Here is an 18,746-nt window from a genome sequence, read left to right on the forward strand (position 1 = left end):
GTGGCGAAGGCGCCTTCAGGGATGACGGTGACGTCCTTGAGGACGTTGTTGGTGTCGATGGTGCCGATGAGTCCGCGTCCTGTGGAGGCGCTGTAGTAGAGGATGCGGTCGCCGCTGAGTGCGGTGATCTGTGTCCAGTCTGTGGCGAAGGCGCCTTCAGGGATGACGGTGACGTCCTTGAGGACGTTGTTGGTGTCGATGGTGCCGATGAGTCCGCGCCCTGTGGACGCGCTGTAGTACAGGATGCGATCTGACATCACATCGCCTTTCCGCACCGCGTCCGCGCCTGTCGATCGCCCGAGGCAACGAGCTGGTGGAGCCGTTCGGATGGCATCTCTGCTCGGGGCCGTTCCGGCATGGCGACATCGCTCGCGCGAACAGCGGATGCCATGGAAGTCAGGGGCGACGCTATGCAGCCACTCGTATGACCTGCTTCAGAGAGCGCCCGAGCGCCGACTGACCGGCACCGGACCCTTCTTCAATTATCGTCGTGCCCCCCGACATGCGCGAGCGGGACCTCGTCCTCAGCTGTTGCCCAGGGTGCAGGCGAGGAGGGGAGCAGGCGGTGCCAGTGGTGCTGTAGGGCGGAGGGGTTGAAGGCGTCGGTGTCGAACATCGTGAAGCCGTGGACGGTGCCGGGGTAGATCTCGGAGGTGTGGTCGACACCTGCGGCGCCTGGTTGAGCTCGCCGAGGGCCTCGGGCGTCATGTCGGTCTCGGCGTGGCCGAGGTGGACCACCTGGGCGCTGAGCTTGGAGAGGAAGTCGTGCAGGCTGTCGGCGCGTCGGCGACCACGGGGCTGTGGAATCCGGCGACGGCGGCCACCTCGTCGGGGTGGGCCGCAGCGGTGCGCATCGCCAGGAGGCCACCAATGCAGTAGCCGGTCACCGCGACCGGTCCGGCGGCGACCTCGGGCCGGGTGGTGAGGAACCTGAGGTAGGCGTCAGCGTCGCTCAGGACACGGTCGGTGGCGTGCGCCTCGATCAAGGGCATCAGCTGGGCGAAGACCGCGGGCCCGACCTCTTCTCCGATGTACTCGGAAAGTTCGATCACCGGTGCCGGGCCGTGCCGGTACAAGAAGTTGGGGACGAGTACGTAGTGCCCGTGCCGGGCCAGTTCGCAGGCCATCTCCCGCAGTACGGGCCGGATGCAGAAGCCGTCCGCGTACATCAGCACCCCTGGGTGCCGCTCGCCGTTGTCGGGGAAGGCGGCGAAGGCGTCGGCCAGGCCGTCCAACGAATAGGATGGCCGCTGTTATCAGAGCCCAAGCCGCGGACAGGCCCGCCGACGACGGCGCCCCCAAGACGCCCCGACCGGCTGCGTCGACGGGCGAGCCGACTGCTGTCGCACCTGTCCGCGGTCGGACCGGCTGATCAACTAGGGGCTGGCCCAGGGCGACGCCCGCAACTCGAACGGGACTCGCACGCGCTCGCTCGGATGGGTAATCGCCGTATGTCAGAACGGCCTTCGGCTGATCCTGTGGTGTGGATCAACACGCACCGGATCTGCTGGAAGGCCGTAGACGTATGAGTTTGCCGCACCCCGGCGCCGAACGCGATCCGTTCGCGTGGGCGTCACACTTCCGGGACGAGTTCTTCGGCTGCCTGACCGCTCGGTCCGACGTGTTGTTCGAGGTGACGGACGCGCTGCTGTGCGCGGACGGGCCGGTGAGGACGCCGGTTGACCTGACGCTGCTGGCTGAGCACCGACGTGGGCACGGTGCCCTGTACGCGGCCTTAAACCATGGTGGCATCGACGTCCCCCGCCTTCGGCGGACCCTGGCCGCGCTGCCGCAGCCGCGGGCGGCCGACAACCGACTCGTCTTGGCCGTGGACGTGAGCAACTGGCTGCGACCGGACGCGCCGTGCAGCGCGGAGCGGCTGTTCTGCCACACGTTCGGCCGCAGCCGGGACCAGCACATGATGATCCCCGGCTGGCCGTACTCGTTCGTCGCCGACCTCGAATCGGGCCGCACCTCTTGGTGCCAGCTACTGGACGCGGTCCGCCTCGGGCCCGAGGACGACGTGGCGGAGGTCACCGCCGCCCAGGTCCGCCGCGTCATCGAGGACCTGATCACCGGCGGGCAGTGGCGCGAGGGCGCCGCGGATATCGTGGTCATCTTCGACGCCGGCTATGACGCCCCACGCATGGCCCACCTCCTCCAGGGTCTGCCGGTTGAGGTGCTGGGCCGCCTGCGGTCGGACCGCGTGATGCGCAAGCCCGTACCCAGCCACTGGATCTCGCCGCCCCAAGGCGGGCGTCCACCCAAGCACGGCAAGGAATTCCGCTTCAACAAGCCGGATACCTGGGGCGAGCCGGACGCGGCGACCGTTCAGGTCACCAATCGCTACGGCACCGCGCAGACCATGGCCTGGGACCGGATCCACCCCCGCCTCACCCACCGCTCCGCGTGGATCGACCACGACGGCGAACTCCCCATCATCGAGGGCACGCTGATCCGCCTGGAGGTCGACCACCTGCCCGGCGGTGGAGACCCGCTGCCGGTCTGGCTGTGGTCCTCCCAGACTGGCATGACCAGCGCCGACATGGACCTGCGCTGGCAGGCGTTCCTCCGCAGGTTCGATTTGGAACACACCTTCCGGATGGCCAAGCAGACCCTCGGCTGGACCGGCCCGAAACTCCGCACCCCCGAGGCGGCGGACCGCTGGACGTGGCTGATCATCACCGCCCACACCCAGCTCCGCCTGGCCCGCCCGCTCGCCGAGGACCTCCGCCGTCCCTGGGAGAAGCCGGCCGAGCCCGGCCGACTCACCCCCGCCCGGGTCCGCCGAGGGTTTCGGAACCTCCGCGCTCACCTGCCATGCCCAGCCCGTGCACCGAAACCCACCCAGCCCGGCCCCGGGAGGCCCCTCGGTTCGAGAACCGGCGGTCCGCCACCCGCTACGACGTGGGCAAAACCGTTCGGCGCCCAGAGACCATCATCGATCGCGACCAGGCCAGACCTTAAAGAACAAGCCAAGGGCCCGAACCTGTCGCCGCCGCCCCGAACTGGGCCGGCGGCGCGTACGCGGTGGGCCGCTGGGCCGGCCTGGGTCGACGGGCCCGTACCCGGGCCGCCCGCCCCGACGTGGGGCTGACACCCACCCCCCAACACCCGCCCCCACCACCCCCGGCCCGTTTTACGGCGGAATCGCCACGGCCGGGGGGGTCGGCGTGCCACGCTGGGGGAGTTCGTGCGGCCGGGGAGGGGTGGGTGCGATGGAGTCGTCCGGGGTGGTGCTGCTTTCGACAGAGTGCCCCGGCGCCCATGGGCGCCGGGGCCTGTCCTCCCCTGTGCTGACCCGGAGCCCCGAGCTCCCAGGGTCATTCCCCTCGGACCGTTTTCCCCGAGCGGTCCGCCTCCCGCTGAGAAACTCCCCTCGGCGGCGCGCGTCAATCCTTGAGCGTGGTCACTCGAACGAGGGGTGTTGCGTGGCAGAACCCCATTTTCGAATAAGGGTTCGATAGTCTGGCGGTGCTCGACACGCTCGATGGGAAAGAGGGGGTGCCAGGGATGGTGCGACGTCTCGACGTCACCGGAGCCGACGGCCTACGCCTGGCTGCCTGGGAGTTCACGGAAGAGCAGACACAAGCAACACCGACCGCCGCATCCGGCGTGTTACTGCTGCACGGCCTCATGGGGAGCGCCTCGCACTGGGCCCCCACCGCCCGCTGGCTGGCCGGCCGCCATCGCGTCGTCGCCCTCGATCAGCGCGGTCACGGCCGCAGCGACAAGCCCGCCGCCGGCCCCTTCACCCGCGATGCGTACGTCGCCGACGCCGCCGCCGCCGTCGAGCAGCTCGGCCTCGGCCCCGTCACCCTCATCGGGCACTCCATGGGCGCCCTCACCGCCTGGCAGCTCGCCGCCCAGCATCCCGACCTCGTCCGCGCCCTGGTCATCTGCGACATGCGGGCCTCCGCCCTCGGCGCGGCCTCGCAGCGCGAGTGGACGGACTGGTTCCGCCGCTGGCCGGTGCCCTTCGCCTCGCTCGACGCCGTCCGGCAGTGGTTCGGCGCGGACGACCCCTGGGTCGAGCGGCCGAACCCCGCGCGCGGCGACTTCTTCGCCGAGGTGATGACCGAGCGCCCCGACGGCTGGTACCCGGTCTTCGACCCCGCCCAGATGCTGACCTCCCGCGTGACCTGGGTCCACGACGCCCACTGGGAGTCGCTCGCCCAGGTCCGCTGCCCCACGCTCGTCGTGCGTGGCCTGGACGGCGAGCTGGGCCGCGCCGAGGCCCAGGAGATGGTCCGCGTCCTCCCGCGCGGGGCGTACGCGGAGATCCCGGACGCCGGCCACCTCCTCCACTACGACCACCCCGACGCCTGGCGCACGGCGATCGAGCCGTTCCTGGAGGGAGTTCTCACCTCCTAGCTCAATGCCTCGTAGCCCAGTACCTCCTGGCTCAGCGTGCAGCGAAACCGATGTCGATCGCGCGCGACGGGCCCGCCTCCCTCGGCGGCACCGGCCGGTCGTACACGTTGTCCGGCGTCAGGATCTCCGTGATCGCCCGGGCGACCAGCGAGCTCGGCTCCTGCCCCTGCGAGGTGATGTCGGTGTTGAGCATCAGCACCATCGTGGCCTTCTGCGACGGCAGGTACACGGTCACCGTCTCGTACCCGGGGATGGAGCCGTTGTGCCCGATCCAGCCGCCGGTCTCCATGATGCCGAGCCCGTAGCCGGTGCCGGGGAAGCCGGTCGGCAGCGTCTTGAGGCGTTCGGCCTGGGTCTCCGGGCTGAGCAGCGTGCCGGTGGCGACGATCTTCGCCCAGCGGCGCAGGTCCTCCAGGTCCGAGATCATCGCCCCCGCCGCCCAGGCCCAACTGGGGTTCCAGTCCGTCGAGTCGGTGACCTCCCCGCTCAGCGTCTGGTTGGTGTACCCGCGCGGGTGCGGCTCGGGGAACTCCGGGCCCGTCGGGAACAGCGTGCGCCGCAGGTGGGCCGGGCGCAGCACCCGCTTGTCGATGAAGTCGACCAGCCGCTGACCACTGACCTTCTCCACCACCAGCCCGAGCAGGACCAGATTCGTGTTCGAGTACTGGAACTGCGCCCCCGGATCGAACGTGTTGTTGTGCTTGTAGCCGTACGCGAGCACCTCGTGCGGGGTGAAGAACCGGCTCGGATCGCTCAGCAGGTCGTGCTGGAAGTCGGCGTCGTCGGTGTACGGGAACAGGCCGCTGCGCATCTCGGCGAGCTGGCGCAACGTGATCTCGGGCCCCCTGGGCACACCCGCGATGTACTTCGAGATCGGGTCGTCCAGCTGGATCCTGCCGTCGTCCACGAGCTTCAGGAGCGCGGTGACCGTGAAGGTCTTGGTCTCGCTGCCGATCCGTACGAAGCCGTCGGTGGTCATCGGCTTCCCGGTGACCTTGTCGGCGACACCGCTCGCGCGGACGTAGCTCCCCTTCCCCGGGAACCACAGTCCGGCGACGAGCCCGGGGATGCCGGCCTGCTCGCGGACGTCCTCGATGGCCTTGTCCAGCCGGGCGGTCAGCTCGGGCCCGAAACCGTCCGGCGGGCAGTCCTCGGTACCGCCGTGGTCGAAGGTGGCGGAGAGAGCAGTGGGGAGGGCGGCAGGGACGGCGGTGGCGGGTGTGGTGGCCATCGGGGCCAGCACGGACGCCACGAGCAGCGCTGCGGCGAACAGTCGGCGTCGACGGGCGGGGGTACGGCGCATGGCGGGTGGTCTCTTCCAGTTCAGGACGTGGGATGTCGGGATGTTCTGGTGCCGGGATGTCACGACCGGGGATCCGGAACGCCAACGTGACCCCCGAGCCCCAGCCCGTACCCCTTCCTCGGCCCGCCGCCCCGGTGAGTCCACTCGTTCGGTCGCCGTTCCGACCGAGAACACCCGACGAAATGATCTTCGAGGTGGTTGGATCACTGCGGAAGCAGAAGTAGAAGTAGAAGCGAATGCAGAAGCGGGGGTCGCGGGATGCGCGTGGTGTTGTCGACGTACGGGGCGCGGGGGAGCGTCGAGCCGGTGGTCGTGCTCGCGGCGCGGCTGAACGAACTCGGCGCGCAGGCGCGGGTGTGCGCGCCGCCGGACGAGGAGTTCGGGAAGCGGCTGGCCGGGCTCGGCGTGGAGCACGTGCCGACCGGCGCGCCGGTGCGCGCGCTGGTGACCTCGGTGACGCCGGGTTCGGCGGTGGGCCTCGCGGAGCGGGCCGCCGCGTTGATGGACGCGCAGTTCGAGACGGTCGCGGCGGCCGTCGAGGGCTGTGACGCGCTGGTGGCGACCGGCCCCCTGCCGGTCACGACCGGGGCGCGGTCGGTGGCCGAGAAGCTCGGCATCCGCTACGTACACGCGAGCCACCAGCCGGTGGTCCTGCCGTCGCCGTACCGCAGGCCGCCCGCCCGCCGTGGCCGGGCGCTGCCCGCGGACGCGACGGACAACCGGGCGCTGTGGGAGCTGGACGCGCGGAACGCGAACGACATGTTCGGCGAGATGCTGGCGACCCGGCGGGCGGCGATCGGCCTGCCCCCGGTGGACCATGTCCGCGACTACGCCTTCACCGATCAGCCGTGGCTGGCCACGGACCCGGTCCTGGACCCGTGGCGGCCGACGGACCTCGGCGTCGTACAGACCGGCGCGTGGCTCCCGGCCGACGAACGCCCGCTCCCGCCCGAGCTGGTGGAGTTCCTCGACGCCGGTACGCCGCCGGTGTACGTGGGCTTCGGAAGCACGCCCCTCGGCGCGCCGCAGGACGTCGCCCGGGCGGCCGTCGAGGCGATCCGCGCGCAGGGCCGCCGGGCGGTCGTCTCCCGGGGCTGGGCGCAACTGCTCCCGCCGGACGACCAGGACGACTGCTTCGTCGTCGGGGAGGTCGACCAGCGGGCGCTGTTCGGCCGGGTGGCGGCCGTCGTCCACCACGGCAGCGCGAGTACGACGACGACCGCGACGCTGGCGGGCGTACCGCAGGTGGTGGTGGCGCAGGGCGCGGACCAGCCGTACTGGGCCGGCCGGGTGGCCGAACTCGGCGTCGGCGTGGCCCACGACGACCCGACCCCGACCACGGACTCCCTCGCGGCGGCACTGGAGACCGCCCTGGCCCCGGAGTTCGGCGCACGAGCGACGGCCGTGGCGGGCACGGTCCGTACGGACGGGGCGACGGTGGCGGCGAACCTGCTGCTGACCGGGGGCCGGTAGGCAGGCGGGCTACTGACCGAGGGAGGCGGCGCCGCTGGCCGAGGGCTTGGTCCGCACGGCCGTACAGGGCGACCGCGTCCACCTCGGCGGAGACGCCGTGACCGTCCTGGAGGGCACCCTGCACCTCCCAGGGTCTGGGTAGATGATCACGTCGGACACGGCCCAGTCGAACTGGTTGAGCCGGTCGAGCCGGTCGAGCCGGTCGAGCTGGTCGAGCTGGTCCGGCAGAGCCTAGGCCGCAAGCGCTCGCCGCAGGCACGCCGCCAGGCACTCCGCCAGGCGGGTCGCGATCGTGCCGTCCGGGTCGAGGCGCGGGTTGAAGATCGTGACGTCGAGGCCCACGGCGCGGTCGTCGGAGAGCGCCGTGCCGAGGACCGTCTCCAGCTCCGACCAGGTCAGACCGCCGGGCTGGCGGTAGTCGACGGCCGGCATGACCGCGTCGTCCAGGACGTCCACGTCCAGGTGCACCCAGAAGCCGTCCGTCCCGCCCCCGGTCAGCCGCCCGACCGCGCCCCGCGCCGCCTCGCCGGCGCCGACCGCGCGGACGGCGTCCAGATCCAGGGCGTACAGCCCCGGCGGCAACGGCTGCATCCCGGCGGCGGCGGACTCTTCGGCATCGCGGAACCCGAACACCACGACGTCCTCGTCCCGCACCAAGGGCCCCCGGCCCTCCAACTCGGTGAGCATCCGGGGGCCACGGCCCGTGACGAGGGCGAGTTCCATCGAGGCCGCCTCGCCGGTCGGCTCGGCCTCCGGCTGGTAGAAGTCGGTGTGCCCGTCCAGGAACAGCAGCCCGTGCCGCCCCCGGCGCCGCAGGGCCAGCAGGTTCCCCAGCAGGATGCTGCAGTCCCCACCCAGCACGAGCGGGAACCGCCCGCCGTCGAGAACCTCACCCACCGCGTCGGCCAGCAGCACGGAGTACCGGGCGATGCCACCGGGGTTCAGCACCCCGGTCCCGGTATCCCGCCGGGCCTCGTACGCAGGCGGGACCACCCTCCCCGCCCGCGACAGCCCGGAGAGCCCGCCCAGCCCGGCGTCCAGCAACGCCCGGGGCAGGTCCTGCACCCCGGACGGCCGCAACCCGAGCACGGACGGCGCCTCGACTACCGCGACCTCGATGGCCATACGTCCATGGTGGCGCGGGAGCGGAAAGCTCGCCCAGCTGACCTGACCGTCAGCGCGTCAGGGCGTCAGGGCGTCAGGGCGTCAGCGCGTCAGGGCCCGAGATCCAGGACCCGCACGGCCTCCCCGACCCATCGCGCGGGCGCGGTGGTGGCGATGATCGCTCCGTCGGGCCGGTCCACGGAAGGTTGTGCCGCGAACTGACTGTGCGCTGCCGCCCGGCGGTGTCGTCCAGGACGATGTGTACGGAGTCGCTCACCGCGCGGTCGCCCGGGCCAAGCGCCGGTCCAGCTCGTCGTCCAGGTCCTGCTGCTCGGCAGCGGTCGGGGCGCCCCCGTTCCACGCCTTCAGCCCGACCTTGGCCTCCGCGGCCCGCGCGGCCCGCTCGGCCGGGGTGAGCAGCGTGTCCGCCAGCCGGGCCAGATAGGCGCGGAGCGACAACCCTTCGGCCGCCGCGATGGCGGCGAAGCGGTCCTTGGCCGCTTGGGGCATGCGGACGTTGGCGTCAGCCGTCATTGGCTCCTTCCTCGTAAGCATTCGGTAAGCACTGGATGCCTACCGAGGCCACGGTTCCTCGCCGACCATGATCCGGACGAGTCCCGGAACGGGACCACCCCCACCATCAGAGGAACCCTCACATGAAGCGTGTTCGCGCACAGTTGGCGCGCATCGGGCGCATCGCGGCGGTCGGCGCGTTCGGCGCGACCGTCGCCCTGGTCGGCTCGGTCGCCTCGCCGACCCCGGCCGAGGCCGCCACCCTCAGTGGGCACCTGAAGAACAACAAGACGAAGCGCTGCCTCGACGCCGACTTCGCGGGCAAGGTGTACATCCGCCAGTGCCAGCTCGGGAACAACCACCAGACCTGGGACATCTCGCCCGACCAGATCCCGGCGGACTACCGCAAGGCCCCCGACGGCCGCTCGCGCTACGAGATCCGCAACCGCGCGACCGGCCAGTGCCTCTGGATCGCGGCCTCCGGCGACAAGGGCGTCCTCGGCACCTTCGACTGCCGAACCGCGCGGTTCGAATCCAAGCTGATCGACGCCGCCGGCGACACCTTCAACAAGGTCAACCTGCGCGGCTGGCACAGCTTCACCAGCAACCGCCGTACTGCCTCACGGGCAACAACGACCGCGCCTGGACCGAGCGCTGCAACTACAACAACATCGCCCAGCAGTGGGCCCGCGCCACCCGCGGCTGACCCGAACCCCCGGGGGCCCGGGGGCACCCGCCCCCGGCCCTCGGACCGCTCAGGCGTCGATCCCCGCGACGAACGCGGCCCAGGAATCCGGGGTCACGGCGAGCGAGGGGAGCGCGGTGTCCTTGGAGTCGCGTACGTGGACGGTGTGGGGGCATGCGGCGACCTCGACGCAGGCGTCAGCCTTGTCGCCGCTGTATGAGGACTTGGCCCAGACGACGGCGACCTCGATGCAGTTGCCGCCCTGTTCGCTGCTGTAGCTGCTCTTGAACCAGTTGAGTTCGGTGCTCATAGCTCTCGTGCCACCTGTTCGATCAGTTCTGAGGAGTCTTCCGGGGTGAGGGCCTGCGCCCGCAGAGTGCCATACCGCGCGAACGCGTCCCCCAAGTCGGGCTGTTCGCTCAGAAAGTACCTGCCGCTCAGGCCCTCGACGTACACGAGTTGGCTGCTGCGCTTTGCGGTTTCCAGGAGGATGAACGGCCCACTGAGGCCAGCGTGGACCTCTCGGTCCTCGGGCATCACCTGAATCTCGACGTTGCGGAGCCGAGCGACTTCGAGGATGTGCAGCAAGTTGTCCCGCAGAACCTTGCGACCGCCGAGCGGCCGGGTGAGCGCGACCTTCTCAAGGACGAACCTGACCAGTGGCAACGGCTTGCGGTGGAACACCGCGTGCCTGCTCATCCTCGCGGCGACCATGTCCTCCAGCTCATCGTCGTCCCACGGCGGGCTGGCGCAACGGAAGACCGCTCGCGCGTACTCCGGTGTCTGTAGCAGGCCGGGAATCAGGTGGTTCTCGTACGAATGGATGCCTGCTGCCTTCGCCTCCTCCTCCAGGTAGTCCTCGAACCAGGCGGCGACGGCGCTCATCGTGAGTTCCTGCGCGACCTCCACCAGTGCACCTTGTGCACCCAGGAGCTCATCCGAGAGCTCAACGAAGCGCCCCCTCGGCCGTCGCTCTCCGCGCTCGATCATGGCCACCTGGGACTTGGAGTAACCGGTCGCCTTGCCCAGTGCCTCCTGGGAGACCTTCGCCCGCTCCCGGTAGAAGCGCAGCAGCCTTCCGAAGGCTTTCGCAGCCCCTGGACTCCTGTTGTTCCCGTTGTTCACACCTGACCTCCCCGAGTGCACAGTCCGCCACAAACAACCTGTGTCGCTGGTCACAGTAGAGCGGCACCGGAAAGCTGGTGTCATGAATTCGCGCAAGTCACTTGACAGGGTGCCCTCTTGGGTACCCGCAACCGGCCACGCCCTCCGTCACGCCGGCGTGCACTTCGATGCCGTGCGGATCGGGGGCTTTCTCGGGGAGGACGTCGCGTACCGGCTCATGGAGTTCACGGACTTCTGTGCCGGGCCGATCGTCCGTGAGGCGACCGGTGAGCGGAACCTGTACTTTCTGCTGCCCCCGCAGACCGCCGTCGCCCACGCCTGGCCGGCCCCCGCGCGGGCGCTCAGCCGCAACGGCCGGAGCGAGGCGTTCGTCGGGATCCCCGCGCTCGACGGCGCGACCTGGCCGCTGGACTGGCGGTCCCTGCCCACGACCGAGGACCCGTTCGTGGAACCGGGGCTGCTGCACGTGATGGTCACCCGCGCGGTGAGGTGACCGCGGCGCCACGGTACGGTCCCCCCGCGGCGCGCCGAGCACCTCTCCGCGCCGCATCCGGGAGGGAAAGAATTGCGCACATCACTGCGTCGGCGCCTGGCCGCCGTGGCCACGGCGCTGGGACTCGCCTCGGTCGGCCTGCTGGGGGCGGGCACGACGCCCGCGCAGGCCGCGATCAGCGACTGCCCGTCGGGCTACTTCTGTGCCTGGAAGGACGCGAACGGCACAGGAACGATGTTCAAGACGAACACGAGCAAGGCGACACTGGGCACCTGGGACAACGCCTTCGAGACGACCGTCAACCGCACGTCCATGATCGCCTGCCTCTACGACGACGCGAACTACGGTCTCTCGCAGGGGTACAGCACGCAAGAGCCCGATCCCATAGCCACCCACTGGGGCGACAGCGCCGTCAGCTCGGTGAAGCTCGTCCGTACCGCGCGGGAATGCGAAGCGCTCCCGTACCCCGACTGGCAGGCGGAGACCGCGCCCAAGGCGGCGGGCTTCGGCGACCTGAACGGCGACCGGACGTCGGACGTCCTCGTCCGGGACGACGCGGGCCGTCTGTGGTTCCTGCCCGGTGACGGGACCGGCCGCATGGTCGGCTCCGGTGGCTGGAACGGCTTCGACGCGCTCACCCGGCACGGCGACTTCAGCCGTGACGGCCGCGAGGACGTGATCGCCCGCGAGGCGTCCACCGGGAAGCTGTGGCTCTACCCGGGCACGGGCACCGGCGGCCTGGGCACGCGCAAGCTGATCGGCAGTGGCGGCTGGAACGGCATGGCGAAGGTCACCGCGTTCGGCGACCTCTCCGGGGACGGCCGCGCCGACCTGCTCGCCGTCGAGAAGTCCACCGGCAAGCTCTGGATGTACCCGGGCACCGCCTCAGGTGGTCTGGGTGCGCGCAAGCTCCTCGGCAACGGTGGCTGGAACAGCATGAACGCCCTGGTCGGGGCGGGTGACATGAATGAGGACGGCCGCCCCGACCTGGTCGCCCGCGAGGCGTCCACCGGCAAGCTCTGGTTCTACCCCGGCAGGGCCGGAACCATCGGTTCCCGCGTGCTGATCGGCAGCGGCGGCTGGAACGGCATGCAGAACATCCTCGGTGTAGGCGACTTCAACGCCGACGGTCACTTCGACCTCGCCGCCGTCGACACCTTGGACGGCCTGGTCCTCTACCCCGGTCGCGGCACCGGCGGGCTGGGCGCGGGCGTACTGGAGAGCTACGGATGGTGGCGTCTGAACGGCGCCTTCTGATCCACGGCAAGGGCCTCCGCTTTCGAGCGGAGGCCCTTTCTGCATAAGGGACTTGTTGTACGAGACCGGCACCGATGCTGTACGGTGACCGCGTCATCACGCTCCGTGAGAGAAATGGAGCGGCCCCCCGATGGTGCTACCAACACCACCCGAGGGCCTTCACCCCTAGTGGATACGAGGTCCACCAGAAATGCTTCGGCATGTTATCGCGCCCACGCGCAGCTACGTGAAGGCCTCGCACGACATCGTGCGCCACCCGCGTCTGAACTCCGACGCCAAGCTCCTGATCCTCTACGTGCAGGGTCTCCCCGAGAGCGAGTCGGGCAAGGCCCTCGGGGAGCACGCCGCCGCGTTGGGGCTCAAGCCCCGGGCCTTCCAGCGGGCGAAGGAGTCGCTCATCGCCTCCGGGTTCTTCCACGAGTGGAAGTGGCAGGGCGCACGCGGGCATTGGGTCACCGAGCAGCTCCTCGCCAACATCACCCTCACGCGTGAGGGGGCGAGCGCCGTCCGCGACGGCCGGTCGCCGACCGACCACGAACCGACGGTCGGTTCTCCGAACGGCCCATGCGTCGGCTGCCCTCCAAAAGAAGAAGAACGGGGGAAGAACTCTCCCCACCCACCCTCCAAAGCGGGTGCGCAAGCGCGAGGGAAGGAAGCACAGGCCCCGGCCCCGGCCCCGGATGACCCGGAGCCCTCGTCAGAGCCGGACCCCGCCCCCATGCCCGACCCTGCTCCCGACCCCGACCCTGCTCCCGACCCCGACCCCGACCCTGCTCCCGACCCCGACCCTGCTCCCGACCCCGACCCCGACCCCGGCCACACCTCCGCCTCCACCTCCGAAGTCCTCGCTGCCGAGCGTCTGTTGCTGTCTCTCCGCCACGCCCATCCCGTCCTGGCGCTGGGTGTTCGTGAGGCCCGGGCGTTGGCCGAATCCGCTGCCGAGTGGTTCCGGCGGGGGCTCTCCTCCGCCGATCTGCGGCACGCCCTGACCACCGGGCTACCCAGTGACGGGGTCCGTTCGGCCGTGGGCTTCCTGCGGCACCGGCTGGTCGTGAAGCTGCCCGCACCACCGCCCACCGAGGCGCCCGCTCCCGCCGCCGCCCCGCCCGCAGGGCTCGTCATCTGCGACGGGCCAGGTGACGACCACGTCTTCCGGCCCGTCGCCGACGAGACCCGGTGCCGGCGTTGCCGTACGGCCGAGGCGGCGCGGCAGCAACACCCGGCCCACTCGCCCCGCCCGCCCCGTGGCTCCTGGCGCACGCTCGTCGAGGAGGTCGCGGCGGCGGACGGCGTCCAACGCGGGTCCTAGTCCTGCGTCGGGTTGTTGTCCAGCTTGCGCTGTTCCCGGCGGTTGGGGTGGCGGATGACTAGTCCCCCCATGCCGCCTGACCCGGTGAGCCGGATCAGCGGAGTTCCGGGAAGCCGGGCGGGAGTGGTCTTGTCCTTCAGGCCGCCGACGCCGGGATCCATGCCGTTGGTGTCCGCGGCCCAGCCGTCGGGGATGACGATCGTGACGCCGGATGTCTCCCCGTACGCCTCCACCGCGATCTCCGCGAGGCGGCACTCGACCCGGGTGAAGTCGAGCTTCACGCCCCCCATGCCTCCGTGAGCGATCACGTGCCCGGGGACCTCCCAGCGCCCGGGGCCTCGGGACGCGCCGTGCATGCCGCCCTTGAGCACCAGCGGCGGCAGGCTCGCCGCGGAACGCAGCGGCGGCAGGTCGGCGGTCAGGACGGCCAACTCGGCGTGGGTCTTGGACGTCAGCGCCTGCTCCAGGCGGGTATCCAGCTCGTCGAAATCGATGCGCCCCTCGGCCGCCGCGTCGCGCAGCTGCTCCACCACTGCTTCCCTGTCGTCGTGAGAGGCGCGGAGTTCACCTGAGGGAACGGGGCGCGGAGAGGGCTCCGGAGGCTGCGTAGTCATGGCCACAACGATATGCAGCCTGCGGGCCGGGTGAACGGGGACCGTACATCTCCAACTCGCCTTGGTGGCCGACCGTCTGACGCCCGCTGTGCTCTCGTCGTCTGCGAGCCGGCCGTTACTCCTCCGGCAGTTCCACGATCACCAACGTGCCCCGGCTTCCGGGGCGGACCGCGTGAGCAGTTCCTGCCGCCACCATGAACAACTCGCCGGCCCGCACCGACACCGGCATGCCGCCCACCTCCAGCTCCAGCCGGCCGTCGAGGACCAGCAGAGCCTCGGCGGACCCGTGGCTCTCTTCCTCGACCGGCAGCTCGTCCATGCGCAGTACCTTCACGCAGGCCGGCCCCACCATGCCCAGCCTGCGAGAACTCCACGCCTCCGGCAGACCGGCCGCCGTCTCCGCAAGGTCGACCGCACTCATGGCACACCCCTCCTCACAGACCCTCTCGGTCATGCCGAAACGGGCCCGCACGCATAAAGATCAATGGATGCCCTGGAAGCTACCTGGCCAGGAAGTACAAGTGGCCGACCGTTTGGCAAAGCCTGTTCGCCGGGTCCAGTCCACTAGCGCCCGCTCGAACCTCCCCCGGCGGTGCGCCAGGCCCAGGCCAGCGCGGCCCCAGGGGTGACGCAGGCGAGGAAGGCGGCCGGACGGGCGAGGCCGGCGGCCTCCCAGCCGATGGCGGTCGGCAGCAGCAGGAGCAGCCCGAGGGCGACGATCCCGAAGGCCGGGAGGTGGACGTCGGGTGTGAACCTGCGTACCCGGGGTGTCAGTTCCCACCCAAGGGCGCCCGTCAGGAGTGCCCCAGCCGGAATGACCAGTACGAATCCGAAGACGGTGAAGCTGTGGAAGACACCCGGCCGGTCGCGACGGCCGTCCGTAAGGACAGGTGAGTCCGGGCGGGGGTCGCCCGGGGCGTAGTACACCTCGATGGTCATGCCTGTCTTCGGAGGGGCGTTCCGGGTGTACATCCCGGCCATGGTCACCTCGCGCGGCCCGCTGTCGTAGGGGATCCGCAGGACGAGGTCGGTGTGGAAGAACACCGGCTCGTCGGAGGCGTTGTCCCCCTGGACGGGGTCCCCGGCGAGCCGGACCACGGTCGCGGGATGTTCCCCGTATCGGGCCGCGTTCAGCCGCGCGGTCTCGCGGCCGTACTCCGGGGAGACCATGAGCCCCATGGCGAGGCAGGCCAGGGTGGCCGGCGGGACCAGCCAGGCGAGCAGCCACACGGGTGCGCGGCCGAGGTACTCGCTCGACAGGGGCGTGTTCACAGGGCCCCGCCGCCGCCAGTAGGAGTTCCGCCCAGGGGCCCGGCGGGAGGAGACGATCCACGCGGCGGCGAAGAGCACGAAGAGCGCGGCGAACCCCATCTCGGCGTACAGCGGCGGGTACGGCGCCACTCCCCACAGCACGCACCCGATCGCCCCGGCGACGCTGACCGCCATGCCCCAGCCCGTGAGCGAGGTCCACACGCTCCGCGTCCGCCGGTGCTTGCGCAGCTCTCCCGGCGTGTAGTCCAACCACTCCAACCGTTCCATGTCCGCCCCCTGTTCGCGTGGTCCCCGCGTCGCAGGATAGGCGTCCTCCGATCGGCCCGGCCGGACCCGTTGCCGCCCGGCCGGTACCGACCGATATCGCCTGGCGGCCGGGCGCCGGGTCGGGCAAGGTGCCGGGTGATGAACGCCCTGCGACGGATCGCCGCACTCCGCAACGACCCGATGGAATCCCCCGAACTCCGGTCCGCGGCGCGAACCCGGCCGGCGGCGTGACGGTCACCCCAGCCAGGGCCTTCATGGCGCGCGTGCCGGACGTCAGGCGAAGTGGTCCTGGGTCGGGTTCACTTGGAGGGCGGTGTTCGCGCGCTTCTCGAACGGGCGGTGACGGTCGCCCGTGCCCGCGTAGAAGTAGGCGACCCGGTCGCGCGGGCTGAAGGCGAGCAGGTCGGCCTTGCCGTCGCGGTTGGCGTCGCCGGAGCCGATCAGCTCGGTGTACGCGTTCCAGCCGGCGCCGATCTTCGTACGGGCGGTGAAGGTGCCGTCGCCCCTGCCGAGGTACAGCCACAACACGCCGTCGTGGTCCCGGGCGACGAGGTCTCCGCCCGGTCCGCCGGCGAGGTCGCCGACGGCCGTGAGCTGGTTGTACGTCTGCCAGCCGGCGCCGATCCGCTTGCGCGGGGCGAACGGCTTGTCCAGCTGCCCGGTGCCCGCGTACAGCCAGAGCACGCCCGACGTGTCGGAGGCGACGAGGTCGGCCCTGCCGTCCCCGGTGAGGTCGCTGCCGCCGGCCAGCTGCTTGTAGACCTGCCAGCCTCCGCCGACCTGCTTCCGGTTCTGGAAGAGGGTGCTGCGGCCCCGGCCCTCGTAGATCCAGAGGACGCCGTCCTTGTCCCGGCCGACGAGTTCGGGCGAGGCGTCCCCCGCGACGTCCCCGACCGACTCGATCCGGTCGAACATCCGCCAGCCGGAGCCGAACGGCTTGCTCTGCCCGGTGAGTTGCTTCGTGTCCGGCTTGAAGTACGTGCTGAGGATCGCCGCGTCGTTGCTGCCGTTGCTCCGCACCAGCAGGTCCGGCGCGCCGTTCCGGTCGAAGTCGTGGTGTCGCGGCTCGCGGGTCGCCGTGAACGTGCCGGAGTCCTTCATGACCGGACCGATGCCGTCGAGCGGCGTGGCGGTGATCTCCCAGGTGTAGTCGCCGGTGGGGGCGTCTGTGTAGGCGGGGCCGCTGTCGCCGTTGATGTCGCCGCGCCAGTCGAGCGCGACGAGACCGGCGGTGAGCCCGGTGCGGACCTCCCGGTAGACGGCCCACCCGTCGATGTCGTTGCGGCGCACGCGGATCTCGACGTAGACGTTGGAGCGGTTCAGGTGCCAGCGGAACGGCACCACGTCGGTGTTGTCGAGGTCGACCGCCCCCGTGGGCACCTTCGCCGGCTCGACCTGGGCGATCGTGTCCGTACCGATGGCCGCGACGAGGGAGGCCGCGGGCCGGCCACTCGTGTCGAGGGCGATCCGGTAGGCACCTTCGCCCTGCGCGAGGGTGCCGCCGCCCACGACCTGGCCGCCTTCGGGGACGTCCGCCGTGGAGACCATGTGGTCGAGCAGCTTGTACGTCTCGCCGCTCGTGAGGTGGCGGGCCGTCAGAGCGTGCAGCGGGGAGGGAGTGGTCGCCGTGCCGCCACCGGGCTTGCCGAAGGTGATCCAGTCGTCGCCGAGCAGCCGTACGGACAGCTTCCGATCGGGGTCCTGGCCGAGCGGTACGGCGGTCTCGCCGCCGCCGGCCCGATTGCGGACGACCGCCTTGGCCGCCTGGGAGCCGGGCTCGTACTCGACCCAGGCGATACGGGTGTCGGAGAGCGTGACGGAGGCGCGGTCCGCCTTCGCCGGGACCACGTACGACTCGACGACCTTGGCGGAGGCCAGGTCGACGACGATCCAGTACGTCTTACCGTCGGCGCCCTTGCCGTCGATCAGGGCGTGCCGGGTCGTCGCCGTCCGCAGGATGGCGTGCGGGTCGGCGAGGGGCGAGCCGACGACCTCGCGGGTCCCCTCGGCCCGGGTGTGCAGCTTCAGTACGGGCGGGGTGCCGGCGGTGTCCGCGACCGTGAAGACGCCGCCGCCCGCGATGCCGGGGATCCGGAGGTCGTAGGTGTCCGCGTCCACGGGCACGGCGTCCGTGGATCCTGTCGCGCCGTCGAAGATGCGGACCTCGTTCTCGAACGGCTTCTCGATGGCCGCGGTGTTGCCGGAGGCGTAAGGGTGGTCCTCCTGCTCGGTGGTGAACCACCGGAGGTCGGTCGTGGCGCCGTCGGAGTAGCGGGTCCAGCGGTAGTAGCTGTAGCTGGGCCTGTCGGTCTGGGTGAAGAAGCCCTCGCTGCCGGCCGCGACGACGTACGAGCCGGGCTCCATCGGGAGGGGCGCGTTCCGCGCGCCGACGTCCGCCGACGAGGAGGAGGGAGCGGCGGCCGCCGCCGGGGGCGCGGCCAGCGCGGTGGCGCCGAGGGTCACGGCGAGAACGGTCGCGACGGCACTGCCAAGACGGCGGGTGGAGCGTACGGAAGTCAACTGCGGTTCCTCCTGAAGGCCCGGAGGTACGCACACCAGTGCGTACCTCCGGGTTGGACTCACGATCCGCTGAAGGGGTTGTACGGGTTGCTGCAATCCGAACGCCTGATGAATCTTCAGGGACCTTCCCCGGCGGCTCCTACAACCACGTCGCCCTGCCGGTGGTCCAACCGGGCGGTGCGTACCCGTGTGCGCACCACCCGGCCTGTTCAGGAGCCCGTACGAGGATCGGCGGCGGCTGGAACGCGTACAGCCAGCTCGTCGGCGCGGGCGATGTCGACCACGACGGCAAGGCCGATCTCTTCGCCCACCACCCGGGCAGCAAGCGTGTCTATCTCTACTCCGGTACGGGCGAGTGGCGTACGCCCTTCCGGGCCCGCGAGGTGACCGGCGTCCACGCCGACGAGTCGCCCGACCACACCGCCTGACCACACCGC

The 18,746-nt window shown here is 70.9% G+C and carries 16 protein-coding genes and 2 pseudogenes; 7 read left to right on the forward strand and 11 right to left on the reverse strand.

Going from position 1 to position 18,746, the window contains the following annotated elements; genetic code table 11:
• The coding region (locus Q5762_RS19580) for a hypothetical protein (RefSeq protein ID WP_315893455.1) at nucleotides 1-257 on the reverse strand (257 nt) is incomplete at its 3' end.
• 221 nt (nucleotides 258-478) lie between these two features.
• Nucleotides 479-1,175 (reverse strand): annotated as a pseudogene (locus Q5762_RS19585) (dienelactone hydrolase family protein).
• Between the two features lie 350 nt (nucleotides 1,176-1,525).
• On the opposite strand from Q5762_RS19585, the pseudogene Q5762_RS19590 reads away from it, so the two are divergent.
• Nucleotides 1,526-2,967: pseudogene (locus Q5762_RS19590) on the forward strand (NF041680 family putative transposase).
• 546 nt (nucleotides 2,968-3,513) lie between these two features.
• Nucleotides 3,514-4,374, forward strand: coding sequence for an alpha/beta hydrolase (locus Q5762_RS19595; protein WP_315893456.1), 861 nt, complete (start codon nucleotides 3,514-3,516; stop codon nucleotides 4,372-4,374).
• A gap of 31 nt (nucleotides 4,375-4,405) precedes the next feature.
• Here Q5762_RS19595 and Q5762_RS19600 read toward each other — a convergent pair whose 3' ends face one another.
• The gene (locus Q5762_RS19600; RefSeq protein ID WP_315893457.1) at nucleotides 4,406-5,677 is read right to left on the reverse strand and encodes a serine hydrolase domain-containing protein; all 1,272 of its coding nucleotides are present in this window, start codon (nucleotides 5,675-5,677) and stop codon (nucleotides 4,406-4,408) included.
• A 258-nt stretch (nucleotides 5,678-5,935) separates the two neighbouring features.
• On the opposite strand from Q5762_RS19600, the gene Q5762_RS19605 reads away from it, so the two are divergent.
• Nucleotides 5,936-7,150, forward strand: a complete 1,215-nt coding sequence (locus Q5762_RS19605) for a glycosyltransferase (RefSeq protein ID WP_315893458.1) — start codon at nucleotides 5,936-5,938, stop codon at nucleotides 7,148-7,150.
• A 231-nt stretch (nucleotides 7,151-7,381) separates the two neighbouring features.
• On the opposite strand, the gene Q5762_RS19610 is transcribed toward Q5762_RS19605, so the two are convergent.
• The 4 genes from Q5762_RS19610 to Q5762_RS19630 all read right to left on the reverse strand — a co-directional run bounded on the left by Q5762_RS19610 (nucleotide 7,382) and on the right by Q5762_RS19630 (nucleotide 10,577).
• A complete protein-coding gene (locus Q5762_RS19610; RefSeq protein WP_315893459.1) occupies nucleotides 7,382-8,275 on the reverse strand; it encodes an arginase family protein in 894 nt (297 codons plus the stop codon).
• Between the two features lie 252 nt (nucleotides 8,276-8,527).
• Nucleotides 8,528-8,788 (reverse strand): hypothetical protein, encoded by a 261-nt coding sequence (locus tag Q5762_RS19615; RefSeq protein ID WP_315893460.1) that lies wholly within the window; start codon nucleotides 8,786-8,788, stop codon nucleotides 8,528-8,530.
• Nucleotides 8,789-9,522: 734 nt separating this feature from the next.
• On the reverse strand, nucleotides 9,523-9,762 hold the full coding sequence (locus Q5762_RS19625; RefSeq protein WP_315893461.1) for a DUF397 domain-containing protein: 240 nt from the start codon (nucleotides 9,760-9,762) through the stop codon (nucleotides 9,523-9,525).
• A complete protein-coding gene (locus Q5762_RS19630) occupies nucleotides 9,759-10,577 on the reverse strand; it encodes a helix-turn-helix transcriptional regulator (RefSeq protein ID WP_315893462.1) in 819 nt (272 codons plus the stop codon). Before Q5762_RS19630 ends, Q5762_RS19625 begins: the two co-directional genes overlap by 4 nt.
• 82 nt (nucleotides 10,578-10,659) lie before the next feature.
• On the opposite strand from Q5762_RS19630, the gene Q5762_RS19635 reads away from it, so the two are divergent.
• From Q5762_RS19635 to Q5762_RS19645, 3 genes are all read left to right on the forward strand, one after another.
• Nucleotides 10,660-11,070 (forward strand): hypothetical protein, encoded by a 411-nt coding sequence (locus Q5762_RS19635; RefSeq protein WP_315893463.1) that lies wholly within the window; start codon nucleotides 10,660-10,662, stop codon nucleotides 11,068-11,070.
• Between the two features lie 72 nt (nucleotides 11,071-11,142).
• On the forward strand, nucleotides 11,143-12,327 hold the full coding sequence (locus Q5762_RS19640) for an FG-GAP-like repeat-containing protein (protein ID WP_315893464.1): 1,185 nt from the start codon (nucleotides 11,143-11,145) through the stop codon (nucleotides 12,325-12,327).
• Nucleotides 12,328-12,517: 190 nt separating this feature from the next.
• Nucleotides 12,518-13,636 carry a hypothetical protein gene (locus Q5762_RS19645; protein ID WP_315893465.1) on the forward strand — a complete coding sequence of 373 codons (1,119 nt, stop codon included), beginning with the start codon at nucleotides 12,518-12,520 and terminating at the stop codon, nucleotides 13,634-13,636.
• Here the strand turns inward: Q5762_RS19645 and Q5762_RS19650 are convergent.
• The 4 genes from Q5762_RS19650 to Q5762_RS19665 all read right to left on the reverse strand — a co-directional run bounded on the left by Q5762_RS19650 (nucleotide 13,633) and on the right by Q5762_RS19665 (nucleotide 18,309).
• Nucleotides 13,633-14,250 carry a DUF1707 domain-containing protein gene (locus tag Q5762_RS19650; RefSeq protein ID WP_315893466.1) on the reverse strand — a complete coding sequence of 206 codons (618 nt, stop codon included), beginning with the start codon at nucleotides 14,248-14,250 and terminating at the stop codon, nucleotides 13,633-13,635. The genes Q5762_RS19645 and Q5762_RS19650 overlap by 4 nt on opposite strands.
• A gap of 115 nt (nucleotides 14,251-14,365) precedes the next feature.
• Nucleotides 14,366-14,671, reverse strand: a complete 306-nt coding sequence (locus Q5762_RS19655) for a cupin domain-containing protein (RefSeq protein ID WP_315893467.1) — start codon at nucleotides 14,669-14,671, stop codon at nucleotides 14,366-14,368.
• 143 nt (nucleotides 14,672-14,814) lie between these two features.
• Nucleotides 14,815-15,789 (reverse strand): hypothetical protein, encoded by a 975-nt coding sequence (locus Q5762_RS19660; protein WP_315893468.1) that lies wholly within the window; start codon nucleotides 15,787-15,789, stop codon nucleotides 14,815-14,817.
• A 273-nt stretch (nucleotides 15,790-16,062) separates the two neighbouring features.
• Nucleotides 16,063-18,309 carry a VCBS repeat-containing protein gene (locus tag Q5762_RS19665; protein WP_315893469.1) on the reverse strand — a complete coding sequence of 749 codons (2,247 nt, stop codon included), beginning with the start codon at nucleotides 18,307-18,309 and terminating at the stop codon, nucleotides 16,063-16,065.
• A gap of 161 nt (nucleotides 18,310-18,470) precedes the next feature.
• Between Q5762_RS19665 and Q5762_RS19670 the strand changes: the two genes are divergently transcribed.
• Nucleotides 18,471-18,737 (forward strand): VCBS repeat-containing protein, encoded by a 267-nt coding sequence (locus tag Q5762_RS19670; RefSeq protein WP_315893470.1) that lies wholly within the window; start codon nucleotides 18,471-18,473, stop codon nucleotides 18,735-18,737.
• Nucleotides 18,738-18,746: the final 9 nt, after the last annotated feature.

The sequence above is a fragment of the Streptomyces sp. P9(2023) genome, assembly GCF_032436795.1.
GTDB lineage: Bacteria > Actinomycetota > Actinomycetes > Streptomycetales > Streptomycetaceae > Streptomyces.

What these genes read in the sequence shown, in the direction of transcription:
- Q5762_RS19605 (WP_315893458.1), top strand. Translation starts at nt 5,936, where the DNA reads ATGCGCGTGGTGTTGTCGACGTACGGGGCGCGGGGGAGCGTCGAGCCG.
- Q5762_RS19650 (WP_315893466.1), bottom strand. Translation starts at nt 14,250, where the DNA reads ATGACTACGCAGCCTCCGGAGCCCTCTCCGCGCCCCGTTCCCTCAGGT.
- Q5762_RS19635 (WP_315893463.1), top strand. Translation starts at nt 10,660, where the DNA reads ATGAATTCGCGCAAGTCACTTGACAGGGTGCCCTCTTGGGTACCCGCA.
- Q5762_RS19625 (WP_315893461.1), bottom strand. Translation starts at nt 9,762, where the DNA reads ATGAGCACCGAACTCAACTGGTTCAAGAGCAGCTACAGCAGCGAACAG.
- Q5762_RS19600 (WP_315893457.1), bottom strand. Translation starts at nt 5,677, where the DNA reads ATGCGCCGTACCCCCGCCCGTCGACGCCGACTGTTCGCCGCAGCGCTG.
- Q5762_RS19615 (WP_315893460.1), bottom strand. Translation starts at nt 8,788, where the DNA reads ATGACGGCTGACGCCAACGTCCGCATGCCCCAAGCGGCCAAGGACCGC.
- Q5762_RS19595 (WP_315893456.1), top strand. Translation starts at nt 3,514, where the DNA reads ATGGTGCGACGTCTCGACGTCACCGGAGCCGACGGCCTACGCCTGGCT.
- Q5762_RS19645 (WP_315893465.1), top strand. Translation starts at nt 12,518, where the DNA reads ATGCTTCGGCATGTTATCGCGCCCACGCGCAGCTACGTGAAGGCCTCG.
- Q5762_RS19660 (WP_315893468.1), bottom strand. Translation starts at nt 15,789, where the DNA reads ATGGAACGGTTGGAGTGGTTGGACTACACGCCGGGAGAGCTGCGCAAG.
- Q5762_RS19610 (WP_315893459.1), bottom strand. Translation starts at nt 8,275, where the DNA reads ATGGCCATCGAGGTCGCGGTAGTCGAGGCGCCGTCCGTGCTCGGGTTG.
- Q5762_RS19655 (WP_315893467.1), bottom strand. Translation starts at nt 14,671, where the DNA reads ATGAGTGCGGTCGACCTTGCGGAGACGGCGGCCGGTCTGCCGGAGGCG.